This is a genomic window from Devosia polycyclovorans, from assembly GCF_042181575.1.
Lineage (GTDB): Bacteria > Pseudomonadota > Alphaproteobacteria > Rhizobiales > Devosiaceae > Devosia > Devosia polycyclovorans.
Genome location: NZ_CP170082.1, coordinates 3019050 through 3041490, shown reverse-complemented (window position 1 = coordinate 3041490; position 22441 = coordinate 3019050). Strand labels below are relative to the sequence as shown.

14 protein-coding genes are annotated in these 22441 nt (G+C 60.6%); 7 read left to right on the top strand and 7 right to left on the bottom strand.

All coding sequences use genetic code 11. From position 1 onward, the window contains the following. The first annotated feature begins 13 nt into the window (after positions 1 to 13). Genes ACE4RL_RS15190 through ACE4RL_RS15180 form a run of 3 tightly spaced genes read left to right on the top strand, consistent with a single transcriptional unit; the run spans position 14 to position 5029 of the window. On the top strand, positions 14 to 685 hold the full coding sequence (locus ACE4RL_RS15190; RefSeq protein ID WP_375597945.1) for a response regulator transcription factor: 672 nt from the start codon (positions 14 to 16) through the stop codon (positions 683 to 685). A gap of 3 nt (positions 686 to 688) precedes the next feature. Then, a complete protein-coding gene (locus tag ACE4RL_RS15185; protein WP_375597944.1) occupies positions 689 to 2107 on the top strand; it encodes an ATP-binding protein in 1419 nt (472 codons plus the stop codon). 42 nt (positions 2108 to 2149) lie between these two features. Then, positions 2150 to 5029: a bifunctional [glutamine synthetase] adenylyltransferase/[glutamine synthetase]-adenylyl-L-tyrosine phosphorylase gene (locus ACE4RL_RS15180; protein WP_375597943.1), complete on the top strand. Its 2880-nt coding sequence runs from the start codon at positions 2150 to 2152 to the stop codon at positions 5027 to 5029. Here ACE4RL_RS15180 and ACE4RL_RS15175 read toward each other — a convergent pair. Together ACE4RL_RS15175 and pepN are read right to left on the bottom strand one after the other, a co-directional pair. Beyond that, positions 5026 to 6651, bottom strand: a complete 1626-nt coding sequence (locus tag ACE4RL_RS15175; protein ID WP_375597942.1) for a sensor histidine kinase — start codon at positions 6649 to 6651, stop codon at positions 5026 to 5028. The genes ACE4RL_RS15180 and ACE4RL_RS15175 overlap by 4 nt on opposite strands. Positions 6652 to 6887: 236 nt before the next feature. Continuing rightward, positions 6888 to 9524: an aminopeptidase N gene (gene pepN, locus ACE4RL_RS15170; RefSeq protein WP_375597941.1), complete on the bottom strand. Its 2637-nt coding sequence runs from the start codon at positions 9522 to 9524 to the stop codon at positions 6888 to 6890. 323 nt (positions 9525 to 9847) lie between these two features. Between pepN and ACE4RL_RS15165 the strand changes: the two genes are divergently transcribed. Continuing rightward, positions 9848 to 11698 (top strand): ABC transporter ATP-binding protein, encoded by a 1851-nt coding sequence (locus ACE4RL_RS15165; RefSeq protein WP_375597940.1) that lies wholly within the window; start codon positions 9848 to 9850, stop codon positions 11696 to 11698. A gap of 33 nt (positions 11699 to 11731) precedes the next feature. Here ACE4RL_RS15165 and ACE4RL_RS15160 read toward each other — a convergent pair whose 3' ends face one another. Both ACE4RL_RS15160 and ACE4RL_RS15155 read right to left on the bottom strand, forming a co-directional pair. After that, positions 11732 to 13609, bottom strand: coding sequence for a putative bifunctional diguanylate cyclase/phosphodiesterase (locus ACE4RL_RS15160; RefSeq protein WP_375597939.1), 1878 nt, complete (start codon positions 13607 to 13609; stop codon positions 11732 to 11734). A gap of 293 nt (positions 13610 to 13902) precedes the next feature. Then, positions 13903 to 14214, bottom strand: coding sequence for a YciI family protein (locus ACE4RL_RS15155; RefSeq protein ID WP_375597938.1), 312 nt, complete (start codon positions 14212 to 14214; stop codon positions 13903 to 13905). A gap of 242 nt (positions 14215 to 14456) precedes the next feature. Here ACE4RL_RS15155 and ACE4RL_RS15150 point away from each other — a divergent pair, with 242 nt between their 5' ends. Beyond that, positions 14457 to 16976, top strand: a complete 2520-nt coding sequence (locus ACE4RL_RS15150) for a glycoside hydrolase family 2 protein (protein WP_375597937.1) — start codon at positions 14457 to 14459, stop codon at positions 16974 to 16976. Positions 16977 to 17081: 105 nt separating this feature from the next. Further along, positions 17082 to 17996: a DMT family transporter gene (locus tag ACE4RL_RS15145; RefSeq protein WP_375597936.1), complete on the top strand. Its 915-nt coding sequence runs from the start codon at positions 17082 to 17084 to the stop codon at positions 17994 to 17996. On the opposite strand, the gene ACE4RL_RS15140 is transcribed toward ACE4RL_RS15145, so the two are convergent. From ACE4RL_RS15140 to ACE4RL_RS15130, 3 genes are all read right to left on the bottom strand, one after another. Beyond that, complete coding sequence (locus tag ACE4RL_RS15140) at positions 17993 to 19282, bottom strand: NAD(P)/FAD-dependent oxidoreductase (RefSeq protein WP_375597935.1); 1290 nt, start codon at positions 19280 to 19282, stop codon at positions 17993 to 17995. The genes ACE4RL_RS15145 and ACE4RL_RS15140 overlap by 4 nt on opposite strands. A gap of 29 nt (positions 19283 to 19311) precedes the next feature. Beyond that, the gene (locus tag ACE4RL_RS15135) at positions 19312 to 20685 is read right to left on the bottom strand and encodes an FGGY-family carbohydrate kinase (RefSeq protein WP_375597934.1); all 1374 of its coding nucleotides are present in this window, start codon (positions 20683 to 20685) and stop codon (positions 19312 to 19314) included. A gap of 75 nt (positions 20686 to 20760) precedes the next feature. After that, on the bottom strand, positions 20761 to 21264 hold the full coding sequence (locus ACE4RL_RS15130; RefSeq protein ID WP_375597933.1) for a universal stress protein: 504 nt from the start codon (positions 21262 to 21264) through the stop codon (positions 20761 to 20763). 94 nt (positions 21265 to 21358) lie between these two features. Between ACE4RL_RS15130 and dusA the strand changes: the two genes are divergently transcribed. Then, positions 21359 to 22378, top strand: coding sequence for a tRNA dihydrouridine(20/20a) synthase DusA (gene dusA, locus ACE4RL_RS15125; RefSeq protein ID WP_375597932.1), 1020 nt, complete (start codon positions 21359 to 21361; stop codon positions 22376 to 22378). Positions 22379 to 22441 lie beyond the last annotated feature (63 nt).

Sequence of the window (22441 nt, the reverse complement as noted above, 5' to 3'; positions counted from 1 at the left end):
TTAGGAGCGTCACGTGAAAATCCTTCTCATCGAAGATGACCGCGAAGCGGCGAACTATCTCGTCCAGGCGCTTGATGAGGCGGGACACGTCACGCACCATGCCACCGACGGTGAGACCGGCTACGCCATGGCTACGGGCATGGACTACGACGTGTTGATCGTGGATCGCATGCTGCCGCGCCGCGACGGCCTCAGCATCGTCGAAAGCCTTCGTGCCGAAGACGACAAGACACCCGTCTTGATCCTTTCCGCACTTGGCGAAGTCGATGACCGCGTCACCGGCCTGCGGGCGGGGGGCGACGACTATCTCACCAAACCCTACGCCTTCACCGAACTCCTGGCCCGTATTGAGGTCCTCGCTCGCCGCTCCAGCCCGGCAGAGGCGGCCACCAGCTATACCGTTGGAGGCCTGACCCTGGATCGCCTGAGCCGCAAGGTTGAACGCGACGGGGAGAACATCCTGCTGCAGCCGCGTGAGTTCCGGCTTCTCGAATACCTGATGAAGAATGCCGGCAAGGTAGTCACCCGCACCATGTTGCTGGAAAATGTCTGGGACTACCATTTTGACCCCCAGACCAACGTCATCGATGTGCATATGTCGCGCCTGAGGTCCAAGATAGACAAGGGGCACACCAATCCCCTGCTGCACACCGTGCGCGGCGCCGGCTACATGATCCGGGAGTAGCCTGTGAGCCGCTTCGCCCAGGTCTGGCGCACATCCACTGTCCGCCTGACCGCGACTTTCATCGCAATATTTGTGGTCTTCGCCATCCTGCTGATGGCTTTTATCGGGTGGCAATCCAGCGTACAGATTCAGCGCCAGCAGACCGAGGACATTGATCGCGAGATCCGCCAGTTCCAGCGCATCGAGGCCAATCAGGGTATTCGTGCGCTGGCCTTTGCCGTCAATCGCTTGTCGAGCCAGCCCGGTCCCGGCATTTACTTTCTCGGCGATGCCACCGGCCTTTACCTTTTGGGCAATGTCGCTGATGTGCCAGCCGAGGTTGTCATCGTCCCGGGCGTCTACAGCTTTGACTATGAGCGCCCTAATCCGCTGGGAGATGACGCGAGCGCTGAAGAACTGCGTCCGCCGCGCCATCGTGAGGGCGTTGCCGTCGTGCGGTCGGTCGAGCTGGCCAATGGTATGCGATTGGTGGTCGGGCGCGATATAGTCGAGCGACGGGGCTATTCCGCCATCATCCTGCAAAGCTTCCTGGTCGGCGTTGTAGGCATCATTCTGTTCTCGTTGATAGCCGGCGGCATCACCGCCCGGCGCGTGCTCAGACGCATCGACACCATCCAGCAAACCTCCACCAAGATCATGTCGGGCAACCTCTCCGAGCGCGTGCCCGTGACCAAGCGCAACGATGAATTCGATGCCTTGGCAACCAATCTGAACGCCATGCTGGACCGGATTGAGCAGCTCCTGCAGGGCCTCAAGGAGGTCACCGACAATGTCGCTCACGATCTCAAGACCCCGCTGACCCGGCTACGCAATCAAGCCGAAGCTGCACTGCGCGACACCGCCAGCGTGGAGAGCCGGGAGCAGGCGCTTGAAACCGTGATTGCCGAGAGCGATCGCTTGATTCAAACCTTCAACGCCCTGCTGATGATTGCCCGGGTCGAGGCCGGTGCGCCCTCAGGCGCCCTGTCGGAGATCAACATCAGCGACATCGTGGCCGATGTCGCCGAACTCTACGGTCCGGTGGCCGAGGATGCCGGCATTCTCGTCGAAACCGACATCGTCCAGGGTGTTGTCCTCAAGGCCAATCGTGAACTGATTGGCCAGGCTATGGTCAACCTGCTCGAGAACGCCATCAAATATGCCCGTCCTGAAGACGGTTCGCCCGGACGGATCGCCGTAGGTCTGAGTGAGAGTGCTGGCCGAGTACGCATAATTGTCGCCGACAATGGACCAGGTATCCCCGACACAGACCGCAAGCGTGTACTGGAACGCTTCGTTCGGCTTGAGAAAAGTCGTTCGGAGCCTGGATCAGGTCTCGGTCTATCCCTGGTGAACGCAGTTTCGCGTTTGCATGGCGGAACCTTCAGCATTGAGGACAATGGCCCCGGCGTTCGTGCCGTGCTGGAAATTCCAGCCCGCTAACAGCGTCTTGCCGGGGCCGCGGGGGCAGGCTATGCCTCAAAAATGAGCACAATCCTCACGCCCCTGCCGCCCACTGATACCTCCCATTTTCTCGCCATGCTCGAGGAAATGCCCTCGGGGGTTTCCAGCGTACTCAACACATATGCACCGACCCTTGGTCCATTGCTTGAAGCGGCTCCATACCTGCTTGATTTGACGCAGAAACACGGCGAATGGCTTGCCCAAGCACTGGAGGCGGGTCCCGACGAGGCGTTTTCCCAATTGATCACGGCCGTGGGGCGGGCCGGCCGCGAAGACGACGAGGCGAGCGTGGCCGAAGCGCTACGCCTAGCCAAGGGACGTACTGCCTTGCTTGCCGCCGTTGCCGAAACCGGTGGAGCCTGGACCACCACACGTGCGACCGAAGCCCTGTCCGATCTGGCCGATGCCGCGCTTGAGGCGGCATTGGACCTGCTTATGCGCCAGGCATTCGAGAAGGGGCATCTCGCCATTCCCGCAGAGCAGGCGCGCGCCGCCAATTCAGGCCTTGCCCTTTTCGCGCTTGGAAAGCATGGCGGGCGAGAACTCAATTATTCCTCCGACATCGACATCGTCGCTTTTTTTGACCCGCAGAAGCCGGTGTTGGCTGATCCCCTCGAGAGCACCAAAATCTATTCCCGCATGGTGCAGAAGCTGGTCGGGCTGATGGAGGACCGGCAGGCCGGAGGCTATGTGTTCCGGACAGACCTGCGCCTTCGCCCGGATCCGGGTTCGACGCCGGTGGCGCTCTCGGTCGATGCCGCGCTCGCCTATTACGAGGTACGCGGTCAGAACTGGGAGCGCGCGGCCTGGATCAAGGCGCGCCCTTGTGCTGGCGATAAGGTGGTCGGCGATGCGTTCCTCAAGGAACTGGCGCCTTACGTATGGCGCAAGCATCTGGACTTCGCCACCATTGCCGACATCCAGGCCATGAAGCGGCAGATCAATGTGTCCAAGAAAGTCGGCGACATCCGTGTCGAGGGGCACAATGTCAAACTTGGGCGCGGCGGCATTCGCGAGATAGAATTCTTCGCTCAGACCCAGCAATTGATAGCGGGCGGTCGCGACAAGGCGCTGCGCGTGCGCCCCACCGCCCAGGCACTGGCGGCGCTGGCCGAAGCCGATTGGATCAGTGAACAGACTGCCGGGGAGCTGACCGAGACCTATTGGTATCTGCGCGCAGTTGAAAACCGCCTGCAGATGCTCCGCGACGAACAGACCCATTCCATGCCCGACACACCCGAAGCGGTAGCAGTCATAGGGTGCCTGATGGGCGAGGCCGACCGCGCACAATTCGAGAAAGCCTACCGCGCCGCGCTGGAGCGCGTGGCCCGCTACTATGCCGAGTTGTTCACCCAAGGCGAGACGTTGGGCTCGGGTGAAGGCAATCTGGTCTTCACTGGCAGCGATGATGATCCGGAAACGCTGGAGACCCTGACCGCGATGGGCTTTGCTGATGCTCAGAAGGCCAGCCAAACTGTCCGCAAGTGGCATTATGGCGGCTATGCAGCCACACGCACTTCGGCCGCGCGCGCGCATCTGACCGAACTGCTGCCTGCCCTTCTGTTGACCCTCGGCCGCGCCGGCAATGCCGATGAGGCGCTGGCCCATTTTGACGATTTCCTTTCGCGCCTGCCCGCTGGCGTCCAGCTCTTTGCACTTTTGCGCAACCACGCACAGCTTCGCACATTGCTGGTGCAGTTCATGGCCTCAGCGCCGCGCATGGCCGAGGCCGTCATCCATCGCGCTCACGTCATGGACAGCCTGATCGATCCAGCCTTTGCCAATGACGTCACGCATCGCGACGTTCTCGTCGCCAAGGTGGATGCCTTCCTGGCCGATGCGCGGTCCTATGAAGATCTGATCGATCGGGCCCGCATCATTGGGCAGGAGCAGAAATTCCTGGTGGCCGCGGGGCTGTTGTCCGGCACGGTCAGTGCGCAAGGGGCAGGGGAGCAATTTACTGCGCTGGCCGAAACACTGCTTAACCGGCTCTTTGCAAAAGTGCAGGACGAGTTTGCCGTTCGGCATGGTCGTATCGAGGGGGCTGAAACTGCCTTGCTGGCTTTCGGCAAGATGGCGAGCCGGGAGATGACGTTCACCTCCGATCTCGATTTCATTCTGCTCTACGACGCCCCCGACACTGAATCTGATGGCGAGCGCCAACTCGCAACCCCTCACTATTTCGCCCGCCTCACACAGCGACTGGTCGCGGCTGTCTCTGCACCTACGGCGGAAGGCGTGCTCTATGAGGCCGATATGCGCCTGCGCCCGTCAGGCAATTCGGGTCCGCTGGCCACCAGCCTTGCCGGCTTCCGCGCCTATCATAAGGACAATGCCTGGACCTGGGAGCACCTGGCGCTGAGCCGGGCCCGGGTCGTCGCAGCCACCGGAAGGCTTGGCGCAAAGGTGGATGCGGAGATTGCCGAAGTCATGGCGCGTCCGCGCGACAACGCCAAGACCATAGATGATGTTGTATCCATGCGCGCCTTGATGGCCCGCGAGCGCAAGCCTCGGCACGCCTTTGATCTCAAGCTGGTCAGTGGTGGCCTGGTGGACCTGGAGTTCATCGCCCAGTCCGCTCAACTCGTGGCTGGAGCGCAGTTGGCCTTGCCGCAGGAGACAACCGCCCGGGTGCTGTCACGCATGGCTGAGGTAGGCCTGCTGCCGCAAGGGCAACGGCTGGCTGATATTCACGGACTCTACTCAACCGTCTTGCAGGTGATGAGCTCCGCTCTGGTCAGCCCCTTCAAGGAGGAAGCTTGGACGGGGCCGTTCAAGGACCTGTTGGCGCAATTGTCCAATTACCCCGATTTCGCCCGGCTTGAACTCGAGATTACCCATATGCGCACGGAGGTCGAAGAGGCGGCGTCGGAGTGGTACGTGAAGGCGCGGGGGCACTAGGCCGCGAGGCTGGCTGCTGCCGGCTCCGTGGGCAGGGAAATGGCGACAGTCGTCCCGATCATCGGACTGGAGTCTATGGCGAGGTTGCCGCCGCTCTGCTCGGCTATAGCTCTGGCGATGGATATGCCGAGCCCCGGACCAACGCCGTCACGGGTAAAGCTGGCATCACCCAAAGCGAAGGGCTGGCTGAGGCTGGCAAGGCGATCTTCGTCCATGCCGATCCCTGTATCGCTGACCTCGATGACCACGCCGTCATCGGCGACGAAGCTGGCCAGCGTCACCTGCCCACCCGCTTGCGTAAAGCGCAGCGCGTTGTCCATGACGTTGCCGATCATCCGCATGAGCCCGAGGCGGTCGCCTCGAAGCACGGCGCCGGTTTCACGTCCTACCAGCAGAGTGATGCCAGCGCGTTGGGCCTGTCCCTTGAAGCGCTCGACAACGCTTTTGAGCACTTCGTCGAGCAGAACCGGATCCTGCCGCAACGCCTTGCGGCCACCTTCGAGTTCGGCGAGGTCCAGAATGGCGGCAAATGACGCCAGAAGATGTTCGCCAGATGACTTGATGGTTTCGACATATTCCGCGTAGCGCTTGTCGCCCAGAGGCCCGTAGGTCTGGTGCTGCATCAGTTCCGCAAAGCCAATGATGTGATTGAGCGGGGTACGGATATCATGGCTGAGATGGGCCAGGAAATTGGTCTTGGCGCGGCTGGCGGCCTCGGCCTTCAGCTTTTCCTCGTGATACCGGCGCGCGAGCTGCCGCTGCTCTTCGCGGATGGTTTGGAGCATGGCGTCCGTGCGCCGTGTCTCCGTAACATCTGACACCAATGTCATGAAAGCGCCGTCACCGAGCGGCCTTTCGTCGATTTGCAGGCAGGTGCCGTCCTGGCGGTGCAGTTCGAGCTGGCGAAGACTGTCATTCTCGCGCACCAATTTCATATAGCCGCCGGCAATGAGTTGGCTGACGGCCTGATGATAGGTGAGGCGAGCATCGTCGAGGTCCAGCCGCTCCCGATACTGCTCATTGCAGACAATCAACTGGCCCGAGCCAGTCCAGCAGGCCAGCCCCATGGGAATGGCTGCGGCAAGCTGGTCATAGCTGTCTCGTTCTTCCGGCGCCGGCATGCCCTTGCGGCGGCGCGCCGATGCGAGGGTCAAAACGCCCGCAAGGGCAAAGGCTAGTGCTCCTCGTCCACTGACCCCGGAGAGCGCCGCAGTGTGCTCGATCTCCAGGCCGATTGTGCCATGCGGTCCGGCCGGCACACTTTCCGTCAGTAGGCCCGGCGTTGTCGCCGCAGCCAGGCTGGCCTTGATGAGGCCGCCGGTACGCAGGCTGGAGGCCTCAAGCCTCGCCTGCGCCTCACCGGGGGATCGCATGGCTATGTCGGCGGCCAGCATTTCGCCGATGGCAGCAAGTTCATGCTGGACGCCGGCAATGGTGCGCGTGACGTCATAGACGACAAAAAGGCTGGCAGCGAAGAATGCTGTTGCCGCGACGGCTGCGCTGGTGCGGGTGAAGCGCCAGCACCAACGCGCCTGGGCTGCTGTTTTGCGGTGTCCAGTCCTGTTCCATTTGCCAGCGCGGAATCCGAGAGCGCCGGCGCCGGATGTCCCCGACGACCGCATGAAATTCTCCATCCTTTGAAGGGGTTTAGACCCAAACCAAACTTGCCCTTAACAAGGTATGAATCAGGTCGGCCCGACTTGTCCAGTGCGGGATTCAGCCTGAAATGGGATGGATTGAAAAAGCGGAGTCAGCTGAATCACTTAGCGGTGAAGAAAAATTCTTCCAAAAAACCGGTTCCGGATTCAGGCCTCGGAGAGGGCAGGGGAACGGCTCGGCCATTCCCCTTTCCGGATCGTCAGCCGGCCAGTATCCGGTCGAGAATCTCGCTCACATTGCGGCTGAGGCTGTGCTGGTCTTTTAGAGCCTGCAGGGCCGCCAATCCGGCTTCGCGCCTCGAAGTTTCCAGTATGGAAAGAATGCGGAAACCCGTCAGTATACGTGACGCCACCTGTGGGTTTACCTTGTCGATTTCCGCGACCGCCTCAGTAACGAAGCGGAAGCCGGAACCATCCTTGCGTGCAAACTGTACCGGATTGCTCATCACGAAACTTCCCAGCAGCGACCGCAGCCTGTTGGGGTTTGTCTTGGGGAAGTCTGGAGCACCTAGAACGGACCGCATCCTGTCGATCACGCCGTCGTCGGGCGCCTGTGCCGAGGCTGTTAGCCACTTGTCAAATACCAGCGGATCGCCGGCAAATCGGGTTCGGAACTCGCCGAGCAGGGCATTGGCATCGCTGGTCCAATTACGAGTCGAGATGGCCATAGCCGCATAACGGTCGGTCATGTTGCTGGCTGTGTTGAACTGCTCTGCTGCAAGCGCTGCCCCACTCTCCGAGCCTGCCGTCAGCAGTGACAACAGGCCGTTCCGCAGTGAGCGCCGGCCCGCCTGTTTGGCATCCGGGCTATAGGCTTCGTCCATTGCCAGGGCACTGTACGCACTGGCCAGTTTTGTCGCTACCGGGGAGACCAGCGCTGTCACCAGCGCCTTGCGGGCAGCCGCCACTGCATCCGGGTCCACATCCTTGCCGATATGTCGGCCGACGATCGTCTCGGCGGGAATTTCGAGCGCTTGCGCCTTGAAGGCATCGTCGAGTTCGGGATTCTCCAATGTGTCGACAAGTGCGGCGCGCAGGGCCTCCACGTCGCTCTCGGAATAGGACTGGCCCTGTGCCGCACGGGCAATCAGCGTGGTGGACGCCGTCTGAAGGGCATCCCAGCGGTTGAACGGATCGCTGTCGTGACGCGCCAGGAACAGCAGGTCATCCTGGGTCAGGTTGGCGTTGACTTTGACAGGCGCCGAGAAGCCGCGGAATAGCGACGGTACCGGCTTGTTGCCGACACCCTCAAAAGTCAGGGTCACGCTCTCGCTATCGAGCAGTATCAAATCGCCGTCCACTGCGCCGCCTGAAACATTGGTCCAGCCCAGTGGGCTTCCATTGGGGCCTATCAATCCGAAGCGAATGGGTATCAAAAGCGGCTTTTTGGTCGGCTCGCCAGGCGTCGGATCAATTTTCTGGGTCAGGGTCAGCGAGTATGTCTGGCTGGCAGAGTCATAGCTGTCCGAAACACTCACCCGCGGCGTGCCGGCCTGCAGGTACCAGATGGCGAATTGGCTGAGGTCGCGACCACTGGCGTCCTCGAACACCTTGATGAACGCCTCAATGGTGGTCGCATCGCCGTCATGCCGCTCGAAATAGAGGTCCATGGCCTTGCGGAAACCATCTTCGCCCAGGATCGTAGCCAACATGCGGACGATTTCGGCGCCCTTCTCGTAGACCGTGGTCGTGTAGAAGTTGTTGATCTCGCGGAAGCTGTCGGGGCGCGGCGGATGCGCCAATGGCCCGCCATCTTCGGGGAACTGGCTGGTCCTGAGGTTCTGGACGTCGTGAATGCGCTGCACAGGGCGGCTGCGCTCATCACTTGTGAATTCCTGGTCGCGGAAGACTGTCAGCCCTTCCTTGAGGCAGAGCTGGAACCAGTCCCGGCAGGTGATGCGGTTGCCGGTCCAGTTGTGGAAATATTCATGCGCGATGACCCGCTCGATGCCGTGATAATTGGCATCGGTAGCCGTCTCGGGCTTGGCAAAGACCAGCCGGTCGTTGAATATGTTGAGACCCTTGTTCTCCATCGCCCCGAAATTGAAGTCGGAAACAGCGACGATGTTGAAGACATCGAGGTCATATTCGCGCCCGAAGCGACGTTCGTCCCAGGCCATGGAACGGATAAGACTGTCCATGGCATAGGCACACTCGGCTTCCTTGCCATGGGTGCAGTAAATCCCAAGCTCCACCTTGCGACCGCTCATGGTGGTGAAGCTGTCTTTGATCGAGCCCAGATCGCCCGCAACCAGCGCAAACAGATAGGCTGGTTTGAGGAACGGGTCTTCCCAGACGGCAAAGTGCATTCCTTCGCCCAGTTCGCCCTTGTCCACCAGGTTGCCATTGGCCAGCAGCACCGGCGCAACCGATTTGGGCGCGCTCATGCGCACCTTGAACGGAGCCAATACATCTGGCCGGTCCAGATAATATGTGATCCGCCGGAAGCCTTCCGGTTCGCATTGCGTGCACCATGTCCCGCTGGAGCGGTAAAGGCCCATCAATTTGGTATTGGCCTCGGGCTTCAGGGTTACTTCCGTTTCCAGGACGAAACGGCGATGAGGCGGTTCCACCAGGGTCAGCGAACTGGCATCGGCGGCATAAGCAGACTGCACCAGGGGAGCACCGTCCATGGCGACCGAGTCCAGTTTGAGCTCGTCCCCATCCAGCACCAGCGGCGTGCCCGGAATGGTCCCCTCGCGTGGCTCGATCGTCAGTTGCGCGCGCACGCGGGTACTGTCTTCCAGGATCTTGAAATCGAGCTCTACTGACACGATCCGGTATGGGGTCGGGGCATAGTCCTTGAGGTAGACGGTCTGTTCACTCTCGGTGCGCATGAAGCGGTCCAATTGTCATGGTGTTCTGTCAAAGGTGTGGCCGTCAGGTGACAGCCGATTCTGCAATCTCGTGTATCCTAAGCGGCTCACGACTGCATAGCATGACTCTTGTGGCGTCAATTGGGACAATACTGGAGAGGAGGCGCTAGCAGTCGCCTGCGCGTCGCTCCTCTGCACCCATCTTGGTCGCATGAGCGATGGTTCCGAAATTTCCGCGCGGCTTCGAACCGTCGGCCAGATATGCCTTGACCTCAGCTGCGGTTGAGGTCGCACAGCTATGGGCGACCGAACGAATACCGCTTTTGAACAAATGGTCTAAAGACATGTTGCGCTGGTTTGAATCCCGTCTCGATCCCTATCCCAAGGGAGACCCGGTCGAACCCCCTAAGGGATTGCTGGATTTCTGTCTCCACTACAGCCATGGCGCCAAGCGCTGGCTGGCATTGATGGCGGTCTCCGCTGCCCTGGTGGCAATTGGCGAAATCATCATTTTTGGCTTCATCGGTGATGTGGTGAACTGGCTCGCCGATGCGGACCCGGCGACTTTCCTCGAGACCGATGGCTGGAAGCTGGGACTGATGGGCGCGATGATCGTGATCCTCGTTCCGGCCATCATGCTGGTTTCCATGTTGACCATGCACCAGACACTGCTGGGTAATTTTCCCCAGCGTATCCGCTGGATGGCGCATCGCTATCTGATCCGGCAGTCGATGAGCTATTTCCAGGACGAGTTTGCCGGCCGCATCGGCGCCAAGCTGATGCAGACCTCGCTCGCTGTGCGCGAAGTGGTCATGAAGCTGCTCGACATGCTGGTCTATGTCACCGTCTATTTCACCGGTGCGGTGATCCTGGCGGCATCAACGGACTGGCGCCTGGCTATTCCGTTCTTGATCTGGCTGGCAAGTTACGTAGCGCTCATGGTCTATTTCATCCCGCGCTTGGGCAAGATTTCCCAGGCGCAGGCTGATGCGCGCTCGATGATGACTGGCCGCATCGTCGACAGCTACACCAATATCGCCACGGTCAAGCTATTCAGCCACTCCAATCGCGAAGAGGCCTACGCCAAGGAGGCCATGGATGGCTTCCTCGATACGGTGTATCGCCAGATGCGCCTGTTCACGGTGCTCAACATCCTGGTGCTCTGGTCCAATGCGCTGCTGCTTTTTGCCGTCGGTGCCACGGGTATCTGGCTTTGGATGCAGGGCCTGATGTCTCCGGGGTCGCTCGCTGTCTCCCTCGGGCTGGTGATGCGCTTCCAGGGTATGAGCCAGTGGGTGATGTGGGAAATGTCCTCGCTGTTCGAGAACATCGGCACCGTCAAGGACGGCATCAACTCCATCTCGCTGCCGCGTGTCGTTCAGGACGAGCCCGAGGCCAAGCCGCTGCCGCGGGTCAATGGCGACATCAAGTTCGAGAACGTTGCCTTTCATTATGGCAAGGCATCCGGTGTCATCGAAGGGCTGAACCTGCACGTGCGGCCCGGCGAGAAGATCGGTCTGGTGGGCCGCTCTGGCGCAGGCAAGTCGACCATCGTCAATCTGTTGTTGCGCTTCTACGATCGAGCCGATGGCAGAATCCTGATCGACGGGCAGGACATCGGTGGGGTCACCCAGGACAGCCTGCGTGCCAATATCGGCGTGGTCACTCAGGATACCTCCCTGCTGCACCGCTCGGTGCGTGAAAACATTCTCTACGGTCGACCTGATGCGACTGAGGAAATGATGCGCCACGCCGCCGAACAGGCTGAAGCTGCCGAGTTTATCGAGACCTTGTCCGATCCGCAGGGCCGCAAGGGTTATGACGCCCATGTCGGCGAACGCGGCGTCAAGCTCTCGGGTGGCCAGCGCCAGCGCATCGCCATAGCCCGTGTTCTGCTCAAGAACGCGCCGATCCTGGTGCTGGATGAGGCCACCTCGGCGCTGGACTCCGAGGTTGAAGCGGCCATCCAGGGGCAGTTGCAGATGCTCATGGAAGGCAAGACGGTTATCGCCATCGCGCATCGCCTGTCGACAATCGCAATGATGGACCGGCTGGTCGTTCTCGACAAAGGATTGATCGTTGAGCAGGGCACGCATGCCGAACTGGTTGACAGCGGCGGCATCTATAGCCAGCTCTGGGCGCGCCAGTCCGGTGGCTTCCTCGACGTTGATCAAACCGAAGTTGCCGCTCAATAGGTGATGAGGGCGGGGCCTATGGCTCCGCCCATTCTAGCTCACCGCACGGTTTTGGGAACGCTCCCGTCGAAGATAGCCCTCGACCTCGTCTACCGCCATGGGGCGCCCGAACAGGTACCCCTGCATGATCGTCCCGCCCAGCGCGATCAGAGCCTGCAACTGTTCTTCGGTTTCAATGCCTTCGAACACGCAGGAGATGCCCAGATTTCGGCTCAGATCGATCATGGTTTTGATGATGGCGCGGCTGGCTATGTCGCTGGTCACCTCGGCAACAAAGCTGCGATCGATCTTGATGCGGTGCAGCGGGAGTTGCTGCACATGGGTGAGGCTGGAATGGCCGGTGCCGAAGTCGTCCAGGGCGATGCGGGCACCCAACCCCAGAAGCGTCAGCAAGGACTGGTTGGCCTGCTTGTGGTCACGCACAGCAGCGGTTTCGGTCACCTCGAAATCGATCTGACAGGGGCTGCGCCCGCGGTCGAACAGGGCCACGATCTGCTCGATGGCCGTGGTGGAGCCAATATCATGTGCTGAAAGGTTGACCGAGAGCCGGATGCTGGGCGGCAGCGTCCGGCTGATGGCCAAGGCCTGACGCAGGACGCTCTGCGTGATCTTGCTGATCTGGCCGGTCCGCTCCGCCATGGGAATAAAGTCGGCCGGAGAGACTTCACCCAGCACCGGGTTGCGCCAGCGCGCCAGAACCTCGAAGCCGATCGTGGCGCCGATGGACACGTCGAACTGTGGCTGCAAGACCACATAGATTTCTTTATCGAGATCGGCCGAATGCAGCAGGTGCTCCATATGGCGGACCTTGCTGATCTCCCTGGCATGATGCTCTGAGAAAATGATGGCACCGCCCCGAGCGTCCCGCTTGGCGCAGGACAGGGCGTAGTCGGCCCGATCGAACAGCCCATCGGCCGTGTCGCCCGGTTGCGAGGCCGCGAGTCCTGCTGAGGCCGTCAGACGGATCACGCCTTCGGGCTGGTCAAAGGAGAGACGCATCGCCCTGCACAGAACCTCGCCGGCATGGGTCAGGGTCTGCTGATCGATCGGCCCGGATAAAATCAATCCGAATGTATTGCTCTCGAGCCGTGCCAGGAAAGTGTCTTTCCGGCGCAGCGACCCAATCCGCCGCGCCGCTTCCAAAAGAACACGGTCTCCGGCCAGCTGTCCGAAGATTTCATTGATCGACTTGAACTTGTCGAGATCGAGCCGGGCCACTGCGATCGGGCGACCCTCGGCGGCAGCCTCCTTGAGAGCTGCGGCAAGGTGACGATCAAAGCTGAGCCGATTGGGCAGGCCGGTCAGCGGATCTGTATTGGCCAGCCGATGATTTTCCTGATTGAGCCGCTGCGTTTCCTGCTGCCGTTGGGCGATTGCGCTACGGGAGGCGATCAGGTCGGCAAAGTCGCGTGAATTGCCGAGCAGGATGATGAGCAGGGCGGCCACCGCAAGGATCATGTTGACGGCTATGGCGCCCAGCGTCTCCTGACCTGAAGACATGAAAAAGACTGTGAAGGGGCCCAGGACGCAGATCCCCACCACCAATGCTGCAGAACGGACATGCATCAGGCAAAACATGCAGCCGATTGTCGTAATGCCCATGTAGAAGGCAATATGCGATTGAAGGTAGGGGTCGCCATAGGGGAACAGGCTGAAACTCCAGGCAGTGAACCCCAGTGACACCGCCGCTCCACTCCAGACAACGCCGCGAAGTCTGTTGCGAACCTTTGCCGGATGCAGCATGCGGTTTCTTGTGCGCCACCAGACGATGGTCCTGATGGCGCACAATGCAGTCAGAATAGCGGGAATGTAGACCGTCAGGTCTATCGGCGCGGCATCCAGATGCGTCCAAGCAAGGATCAGCGTGTTGGCGGCCAGCATGATGTACATCAATGGAACTTGGCGGCTCAACGCGCGCCACTGCGCCATCGCAAGTTCAGGACTGTCGGTTTGTGACAGATTATGTAGGAGGCGCCTGATAACAGACATTGAGCTCGCCTTTCGTGCGGCGAGCCTAAGGGGAGAAATGCTAACTTATCTGTAAAACGTTTTTGCAAGATCGCGCCTTGCAGAAAATAAACAGGGCACCTGGGTACCTGGCCACCTGGGCGGCTGCGTGGACTTCACGAATGCTTGCCGCGCGCGACAGCGATCACCGTTCTCCTCGGAACGATGCAGCAGAGGCGGTAACGGCGTTGAAACCGCTACATTTCGACGATTTCGCAAACCTCTACGGTGCCGCCATCGTCGAGAATTGGGCAGCCCTTGGCGATTTCGTTGGCCGCGTCATGGCTATCGGCGTTCACCAGTGTATAGCCGGACAACGGGTTGGACCCGCCCCCGTCCTGGACGCCGTTTTTGCTCACGGTCATCGAGCGCCCAAGAGGGCTCCCGCCATCCGCAAGCCTGTCGCCAAGCGCGCCGTACCAGTCATTCCATGCCTTCATGACCCGGGCACCCTCTTCGGGCGTCTCCGGCATGCCGCCGCCATGATAGGCCAACATGTACTTATTCATCTGACGTCTCCCTTGAGTTCGAAATCTCCAGCTGGCCCTATGGCCGCTCACCGACCGTGGCTCTTGTTCTCGGATCTCGAAAAAAACGATACGCCCTCAGGGACACTTGCGAAAGCATATTAGGGTCACGCTTCCGCCATCCATGGATGCGGGGACGGGTTGTAACGTTGCATTGAAATCGATTGCAGAGACTGGTATTGGCCACGCAATTCGGCGCATTGCCGAAATCGGAGGATAATTTCTTGGCCGTCCCAACGCATAATTCCGCCCTCGATCTGGGCGGCACTTTCACCCTGACCGCCCCTGCGCGCGACATCGAAACGACCATGAATCTCCCGGGCGACGTTCATCACGCCCTGCTGGCCGCAAACCTGATTCCGGATCCCTATTTCGGCGAGAACGAGAAGACGGTGATGTGGGTCAACGAGACGGCCTGGAGTGTCGAGGGCCAGTTCACTGCCACCAACGCAGACATCGATGGCTACCTGACCCTGACCCTTGCCGAGATTGACTGCATCGCCACTGTCTTTCTCAATGGTGAGGAAATTGCGCGCACCGACAATAGCTTTGTGCGGCATGACTTTGACGTGACTGGCAAGGTGCACGCTGGCGAGAATACGCTACGCCTCGACTTCGACATTGCGCCGGATGTCGCCAAGGCGCGCGCCGACGCGCACCCGTTTCCGATCCCCTTCACCAAAAACTACCAGACCAACGGTCTGAAGGGCATTCATATGAACTTCATCCGCAAGGCGGCCTGCCATGCGGGTTGGGACTGGGGCATCTGCCTGATGCCCATCGGCGTCTATGGCACGATGAGCCTTCGCAAGGCACGTTTGGCCCGACAGGAGAGCGTGCAAGTCGATCAGGCCCACGGCGAGAGCTCTGTCGAACTCTCGATAAAGACTCGCCTTTTCGCCTTTGCTCACGGAGAGGTTGAACTCGAACACAGCATCGATGGACAGGTCATTACTGATAAGGTCGCGGTGCAGAAGGGCGAAAACGTCTTCACCCACAATGTGACGATCAAGAACCCGAAGATCTGGTGGCCGGCAGGGCAGGGCGAGCAGCCGCTCTACGACCTGGTGACCAATCTCGAGGGCGAAATGACGACCCGCAAGATCGGTCTGCGCGATCTGAACTGGGTGGTTGAAAAGGACGAGATCGACCATTCCTTCAAGTGCCGGATCAATGGAAGCGACATCACCATGATGGGCGCCAACTGGATTCCGGCCGACGCCATTCCTAGCCGCGCAACACCGGCCGTGGTGCGTGACCTGCTCGAAAGCGCCAAGGCGGCGAACATGAACATGTTGCGCATCTGGGGCGGCGGTCAGTATGAGCCGGACTGGTTCTACGATATGTGCGACGAACTCGGCATCCTGATCTGGCATGACTTCATGTTCGCCTGCATGAGCTATCCCTCAGACCGCACATTCCTCAAAAGCGTCGAGACCGAAATCACCCAGCAGGTGCGGCGCCTCAGTCACCATGCTTGTATCGCCCTCTGGTGCGGCGACAACGAAGTCATCGGTTCGCTCGACTGGTATCCTGAGACAAAGGCGGACAAGGAACGCTATATCGCCAATTACGACCGGCTCAACTCGATGCTGCACCGCATCGTGGAGGATGAGGACCCGGCCCGCCGCTTCTGGCCGTCATCGCCTTCGCTGGGCTATATGGACTTCTCCGATGGCTGGCATTCCGACACCCGCGGCGACCTGCACTATTGGGATGTCTGGCATTCCGCCAAGAGCTTTGAGGCCTACCGCACGGTCAATCCGCGCTTTGCCTCCGAGTTCGGCTTCCAGTCCTTTACCTCGATGAATGTCGTCGAAACCTTCGCCGAGGAAAAAGACCGCAATCCCTCGTCACCCGTCATGGAAAACCACCAGCGCAATGCCGGCGGCAATGCCCGTATTCTCGAGACGATGACGCGCTATTTCCGTTTCCCGCGCGACTTTGACCAGATGGTATTTCTGAGCCAGATCCAGCAGGGGCTCGCCATTAAGACCGCCATCGAATATTGGCGCTCCACCAAGCCACGCTGCATGGGTACGCTTTACTGGCAGATCAACGATATCTGGCCGGTCGCGAGCTGGTCGAGCCTGGACTATGGCGGGCAGTGGAAGCTGATGCACTACATGGCCCGGCGCTTCTATAATTTGGTCAATGTCGTTGCCGTGCCCCAGGTCACCGAAGTGCAGACCAATTCGCGCGGTACGCCGGTCGAGGGGCAGTTGCCTGACCAGATCGCCTTGCGAGCCATCAACGATACCGGCAAGGCAGTCTCGATCGCGCTTGAAGTGATGGCCGTCAAGGTCACGGGCGAAAGCCGCATGGTCTTCTCCGGCAATTCGGCGGTTAGCCCCGATGCCGCCATCACAGTGGCCGATATTCCCTTCCTTGACCTGGCCGAAGACGAGTTCCTCTATTTCGTCTGGAAAGACGCGCAGGGCAACATCTTGGGCGAAAACGATTATTTCCCTAAGCCCTACAAGGCCTATGAACTGGTCGGGGCCAATGTCCGTGCCGAATGGTCGGATCGGGACGGCAAGGCCGTTCTCACGCTTGAGGCAGACACGCCAGCTTTCTTCACCACCGCCAGCGTCGATGCGCCCGGTTACTTTTCGGACAATGCGATCACCTTGCTGCCCGGCAGATCCGTAGAGCTGACGTTCCTCCCGCGCCACGGACACATGGTCAAGTCCAGCGATCTTGCCGGGTCACTGAAGGTCCGGCACCTGGCAGAGACGTTCTAGGACGTTCGCTTCCATACAAGAAAACGCCGCCCGGTCATTGACTTGGGCGGCGCTCTTGTCCAGCCTTGCCGGCGGTCGCACCCTTCGCGATCTCTGGAACTCTAGATGTCTCGACCTTATTCCCCGCCCGCAGAGCAGCGTCTGCTGGGCATTGGCTTGGCGCTTGCCGCCTATCTCATGTTCACTGGCATCGATTCCTCGGCCAAATGGCTCGGGATGGTTGGCATCTCCTTCATCCAGATCGTCTTCCTGCGTTATGCGATCCACCTGGTGCTGGTCGCCATGATCCATTTGCCGCGACACGGCAGGACCATGGTGCGCTCGGGCAATCTCCGGCTGCAGTTCTTTCGCGCGCTGGCCTTGCTGGGCGCGACGAGCTGCAATTTCCTGGCCGTGCAGTTTCTGCCGTTGACCGTCACCGGTTCGATTGCCTTCACGGTCCCGCTATTGATCTGCGCCCTCTCGGTGCCGCTCTTGGGCGAACAGGTCGGCTGGCGCCGTTGGAGTGCCATCGCGGTCGGTTTTCTCGGTGTACTGGTCATCGTCCGACCCGGAACCGATGCCTTCCACCCTGCGACCCTGCTCTCGCTTGCCGCGGCCCTGAGCACTGCCTTCTACATGCTGCTCACCCGCAAGGTATCCAGCTATGACAGCGCCGCCACCAGCCAGTTCTATGTCGGCATCTTTGCAACGGTCTTCCTCTTGCCGGTGGTGCCGTTCTTCTGGTCGTTCCCCACGACGGCCGATGGCTGGTTTGTTTTCTTTTCAATCGGCGTTTTTGGCTTTGTCGGTCACCAGCTCATCACAATGGCCTCGAGCCTGGCCCCGGCGACCGTGCTGGCCCCGTTCTCCTACTTCCAGATCTTCTTTCTGGCGGCGGCGAGCTGGATAATTTTCAACCAGCCGCCGGATGTCTGGCTCTATGTCGGAGCGCCCATCGTCATCGGGTCCGGGCTCTATATCTGGCTGCGGGAACGCAGACTGGCCAAGCCCGAAACGGTTGTCGTTTCCGAGCGCTAATTCTCGTCCACTTCATCAAGCGGTTTCTGGCTCGTCGCCTCCCCGTGGGTGATCAGCCGCGCGCTGCGCTGTCCTGTGAGATAGATCCACAGCCAGCTCATGGTGATGAAGATCCGCGTACGGGTTTCGACCAGGAAATAGATATGGGCAATGCCCCAGAGCCACCATGCGGCCCAGCCCTTGATCTTTACAAAGCCGAAATCGATCACCGCTGAGCTTTTTCCGATGGTCGCCAGATCACCTGCATGCTTGTAAACGAACGGCTCAACCTTTTTCCCGGCGAGCCGGTCCAGGATAGCCTTCCCCACATATCGGCCCTCCTGCTTGGCAGCCGGCGCCACACCCGGAACCGGCTCGCCGTCGGCGCGGCTGACCTTGGCCACGTCACCAACGACGTAGACGTTTGGTAGACCAGGCACGGTCAGGTCCGGCGCTACCTTGATCTGCCCCCCGCGGTCCGCCTCTATGCCCAGCCACTCTGCAACCGGGGTCGCGGCGACGCCAGCGGCCCAGACGACGGTGCGCGTTTCCAGCCGGCGTTCGCCATAGCTGATGCCTTCGGCGTCAATTGAACTGACCATGGCGCCCAGTTCCACCTGAACGCCCATGTCTTCGAGAGCCTTGTGGGTGTAGTCCGAAAGCTCCTTGTCGAAGTTGGAGAGGACCCGGTCACCCCCCTCGATCAGCACCACCCGAAGCGCCTCCGGCTCCAGCGTATGAAACTGTCCCTTGATGCTGGAGCGGCCCAGTTCGACGATCGCGCCCGCCAGTTCGACACCCGTCGGGCCAGCGCCAATGATTCCGAAGGTCAGCAGGGCCCGGCGCCGTTCCGGATCAGTTTCTCGTTCCGCGGCTTCAAGGGCGAGCAACAGCTTGCGCCGTATCGCCGTGGCGTCTTCCACCGTCTTCAGGCCGGGCGCGAAGCGCTTCCATTCGTCATTGCCGAAATAAGTATCCTGTGCGCCGGTCGCGAGCACCAGGCTGTCGTAGCCTTCGCGCTCGCCATGCTCGAGCAGGACCTCACGTGCCTCGGTATCCACGCCAATGACTGTGCCCATCAACACCCGCACATTGTCCTGCCGGCGCAGTAGATGCCGGATCGGCCACGCGACTTCGGACGGGCTCAGCGCCGCCGTGGCGACCTGATAGAGCAGTGGTTGGAACAGATGGTGATTGCGCCGGTCGATTAGCACCACCTCGACATCGGCTTTGGCCAGCGCCTTGGCCGCGGCAAGTCCGCCAAACCCGCCTCCCACGATCACGATGCGATGTCTGTGGGACGGCATGTTGGTCTCCTTCGGTCGATAGGGGAGCGTCAGCCCGAAACGCGCTCCCACCATTTTTTGATATAGGCGTCCAGCCCATGCACCTGCAGGGGCTCCAGCGCATGGCTGCCTCCAGCGTCGGGCAGGGTGCCCCCGAACAACAGGCTCGCCCCCAGGCTTGTTCCCGTGGCATCGCCCGAAGCATAGACCGGTACCCCGGTCAGGTAGGCAAGCCCCTGTCCGAACAGCCGGTTGCGCGCCAAAGGCCCTTCCAGCGTGACGCTGCGACCCAGGCCGGATAGGTCCAGACATGCGCGGGCCATCAACGCCAGATAAAGCGAGGCCGCAGCCGTCCGTTGTGCAGGCGTCAAGTGCTCCGGATCGCTCGTCCAGCGGCCGGTGCGCCCGCCGTAAGGCCCGACCCCGGGGACAAAACTGGGCAGCGCCTGAATGTCATTGCTGATCACGAACTCAAGATCGTCCGCATCTGGTTCGACAATTTCCGGCACCAGCACATCAAATTCCCGCCCGCCCATAAACCGCGCCGTCGGCACGGCCCGGCCATAGGCATCCACATTGGCTAGACTGTCCCTTTGAGGATCGAGCGCCTTGGTGTCCCCGCCCACAGTCATCAAAATGGACCAGGTTCCGGTCGAAACGATAGTGAAAGGCACTTCATGCCGCCCCAGATGCGGCACCAGAGAAGCATTGGAATCGTGAATGCCGCAGGTCACCGGCGTATCTGCGGGCAATCCGGTTTCTGCAGCAACGTTCGCCCGCAGGGTTCCGATGACCGATGCGGCGGGCCTGACAGCAGGAAACAGGCCGCGCCACCCCAGCGCGTCGACCATGCTGGAAAAATCGCCGCGATCCGGGGCCCAGAGGTCGGTGTGGCAACCCAGCGACGTCACCTCGCTCGCCAGTACTCCCGTCAGCCGCCAGGCCCAATATTGCGGATAGGGCACAATGGCCGTCGCCCTGGCGAAATCCTTGGCAAACTGTCGGGATTGCCAATAAAGCTGCGCCCCCCAGTTGAGCCCGTTCGGCAGGCGAGGGGACAGGCTTTCGGCGAAATCTGGACGGATTTTTGCATAATCGGCCGTGCTGGCCTCGGGTCCGTCAAATTCGTAATCGAGCACCGGCAGCGCCAGGTCATCGCCTGCCAGCAGCGCACCTGTCGCGCCATGTGTGGTGATGGAAACGCCATCTACCCCATGGTCTTGATGCAGCGCCCTCAGCGACTTGGAGATGAAATTCCACAGCATCTCGACATCGGCATGTGGGTAGGGTCCATCCGTACGGATGGCATTCGGCACACTCTTCGCTGCAACCTGCATGCCGGTCACACCGTCGATCAGCACGACCTTGGCATTGGTCTTGCCGATATCGATGACAGCAACGTGGCGGGGAGTGGTCTGGGGCATGGCCGAACCTGAATTGAACAGATGCGGGGGATTTAGACCATTTCTCGCCGCCATGCCACCACTGACATGTTAGTTCTATTTGACCACCAACACGGGCATATCCGCATGGGCCAATACTTCGGCGGCCTGGCTGCCCAGTAGCAAGCGCCCCAACCCCCGCCGGCCATGCGAGCCCATCACGACGAGATCGGCGGAAAGCTCCTTGGCCGCGTGCAGGATTCCCTCGGCAGCGTGGCTGTTGGCCACGTGCATCTGCGTCAAATGGATGCCGGACTCTCCAGCAATCTTTTCGGCGTCCGTCAGGATGTTTTTGGCGGATTCTTCCTTTGCCTTGTCGAGATCTTCAATGATCGAGCTGGTGTCCACCATCATGATCTCGGCGCCCGGCGCAACGATGATGGAGGGTTCTGTAACGGTTACGGCAGTGACCTTGCCGCCCGTCTTGGCTGCCAGCGCCAGCGCATGGCGCAGGGCCTTGTTGGCGAGATCAGATCCGTCGACACCGCACACGATATTGGCATACATGGCGAACTCCCTTGACGCTTGATTGTTCTCCCACACTACATCAACGCGCGGCATCTCGCACTGATCCAGATCATTGGGGAGATTGCATGAGGGCACCTTCCGCACTATTTCGGGCGCAGGACACAAACACACCAAGGACGCTGGACTATTGCCGCAGCTTGACCAAAACAGCGCGACCACCCTGCAACGGGCCCGCCGCTTCTCGGTGGCCCCGATGATGGATTGGACGGATCGGCACTGCCGTTTCCTCCATCGCCTGTTGACGCGCCATAGCCTGCTCTTCACTGAAATGGTCAATTCCGGCGCCATCGTGCATGGCGATGCTGAACGCCATTTGCGCTTCCTCGCTGTCGAACATCCGTTGGCGCTCCAGCTTGGCGGTTCCGACCCCGCAGAACTGGCCAAGGCGTCGGCGATTGCTGCGACCTTCGGCTACGACGAGATCAATCTCAATGTCGGGTGTCCGTCCGATCGGGTGCAGTCCGGTCGTTTCGGCGCGTGTCTCATGGCCGAGCCCGACCTGGTGGCCACCTGCGTTCGTGCCATGCGAGATGCCACTGACCGGCCGGTAACGGTCAAGTGTCGGATCGGTATCGATGATCAGGATACCGAGGAGAGCCTTGATCGCTTCGCCGACGCCATGGTCGAAGCGGGCGTCGATGCGCTCTATGTCCACGCCCGCAAGGCCTGGCTAAAGGGGCTCAGCCCCAAGGAAAACCGAACAATTCCGCCGCTCGACTATCCGCGCGTGCATCGCCTGGCCAAGCGGCTTGCGCCGCTGCAGACCATGATCAATGGCGGCATCGAAACCCTCGACCAGACTATAGAGCATCTCGACCATATGGATGGCATCATGCTGGGGCGCGCCGCCTATCACAACCCCATGCTGCTGGCCGAAGTCGATGCGCGGGTCTTTGGCGATAACCACGCGGTCCCCGACCTGGCCGGGATCATGTCGCTGATGGCGGAATACGCGGAGAGTGAGTTGCAGGCCGGTGTCCGCCTCAACAACATCGCCCGCCACATGCTGGGACTGGCCAATGGCCGGCCAGGCGCACGCCAGTTCCGCCAGATCCTTAGCGTCGACGCCTGCCGCCGTGGTGCGGGGCCGGAAGTGTTTGGCCGAGCACTGGCGGCGGTGGAAGAGCGGGCAATGGTGCCGGCGTAGCGCTGGCTAGCTTTCGCTTTATGGTGGAAGGTTTTCGTTTTCATTCGATTTTGTTTCGGATCG

Bases quoted from the DNA above. Each gene is read 5' to 3' on its own strand.
- ACE4RL_RS15135 (WP_375597934.1), bottom strand. From the start codon at position 20,685: ATGCCCCAGACCACTCCCCGCCACGTTGCTGTCATCGATATCGGCAAG.
- ACE4RL_RS15180 (WP_375597943.1), top strand. From the start codon at position 2,150: ATGAGCACAATCCTCACGCCCCTGCCGCCCACTGATACCTCCCATTTT.
- ACE4RL_RS15175 (WP_375597942.1), bottom strand. From the start codon at position 6,651: ATGCGGTCGTCGGGGACATCCGGCGCCGGCGCTCTCGGATTCCGCGCT.
- pepN (WP_375597941.1), bottom strand. From the start codon at position 9,524: ATGCGCACCGAGAGTGAACAGACCGTCTACCTCAAGGACTATGCCCCG.
- ACE4RL_RS15155 (WP_375597938.1), bottom strand. From the start codon at position 14,214: ATGAATAAGTACATGTTGGCCTATCATGGCGGCGGCATGCCGGAGACG.
- ACE4RL_RS15140 (WP_375597935.1), bottom strand. From the start codon at position 19,282: ATGCCGTCCCACAGACATCGCATCGTGATCGTGGGAGGCGGGTTTGGC.
- ACE4RL_RS15130 (WP_375597933.1), bottom strand. From the start codon at position 21,264: ATGCCGCGCGTTGATGTAGTGTGGGAGAACAATCAAGCGTCAAGGGAG.
- ACE4RL_RS15145 (WP_375597936.1), top strand. From the start codon at position 17,082: ATGTCTCGACCTTATTCCCCGCCCGCAGAGCAGCGTCTGCTGGGCATT.
- ACE4RL_RS15165 (WP_375597940.1), top strand. From the start codon at position 9,848: ATGTTGCGCTGGTTTGAATCCCGTCTCGATCCCTATCCCAAGGGAGAC.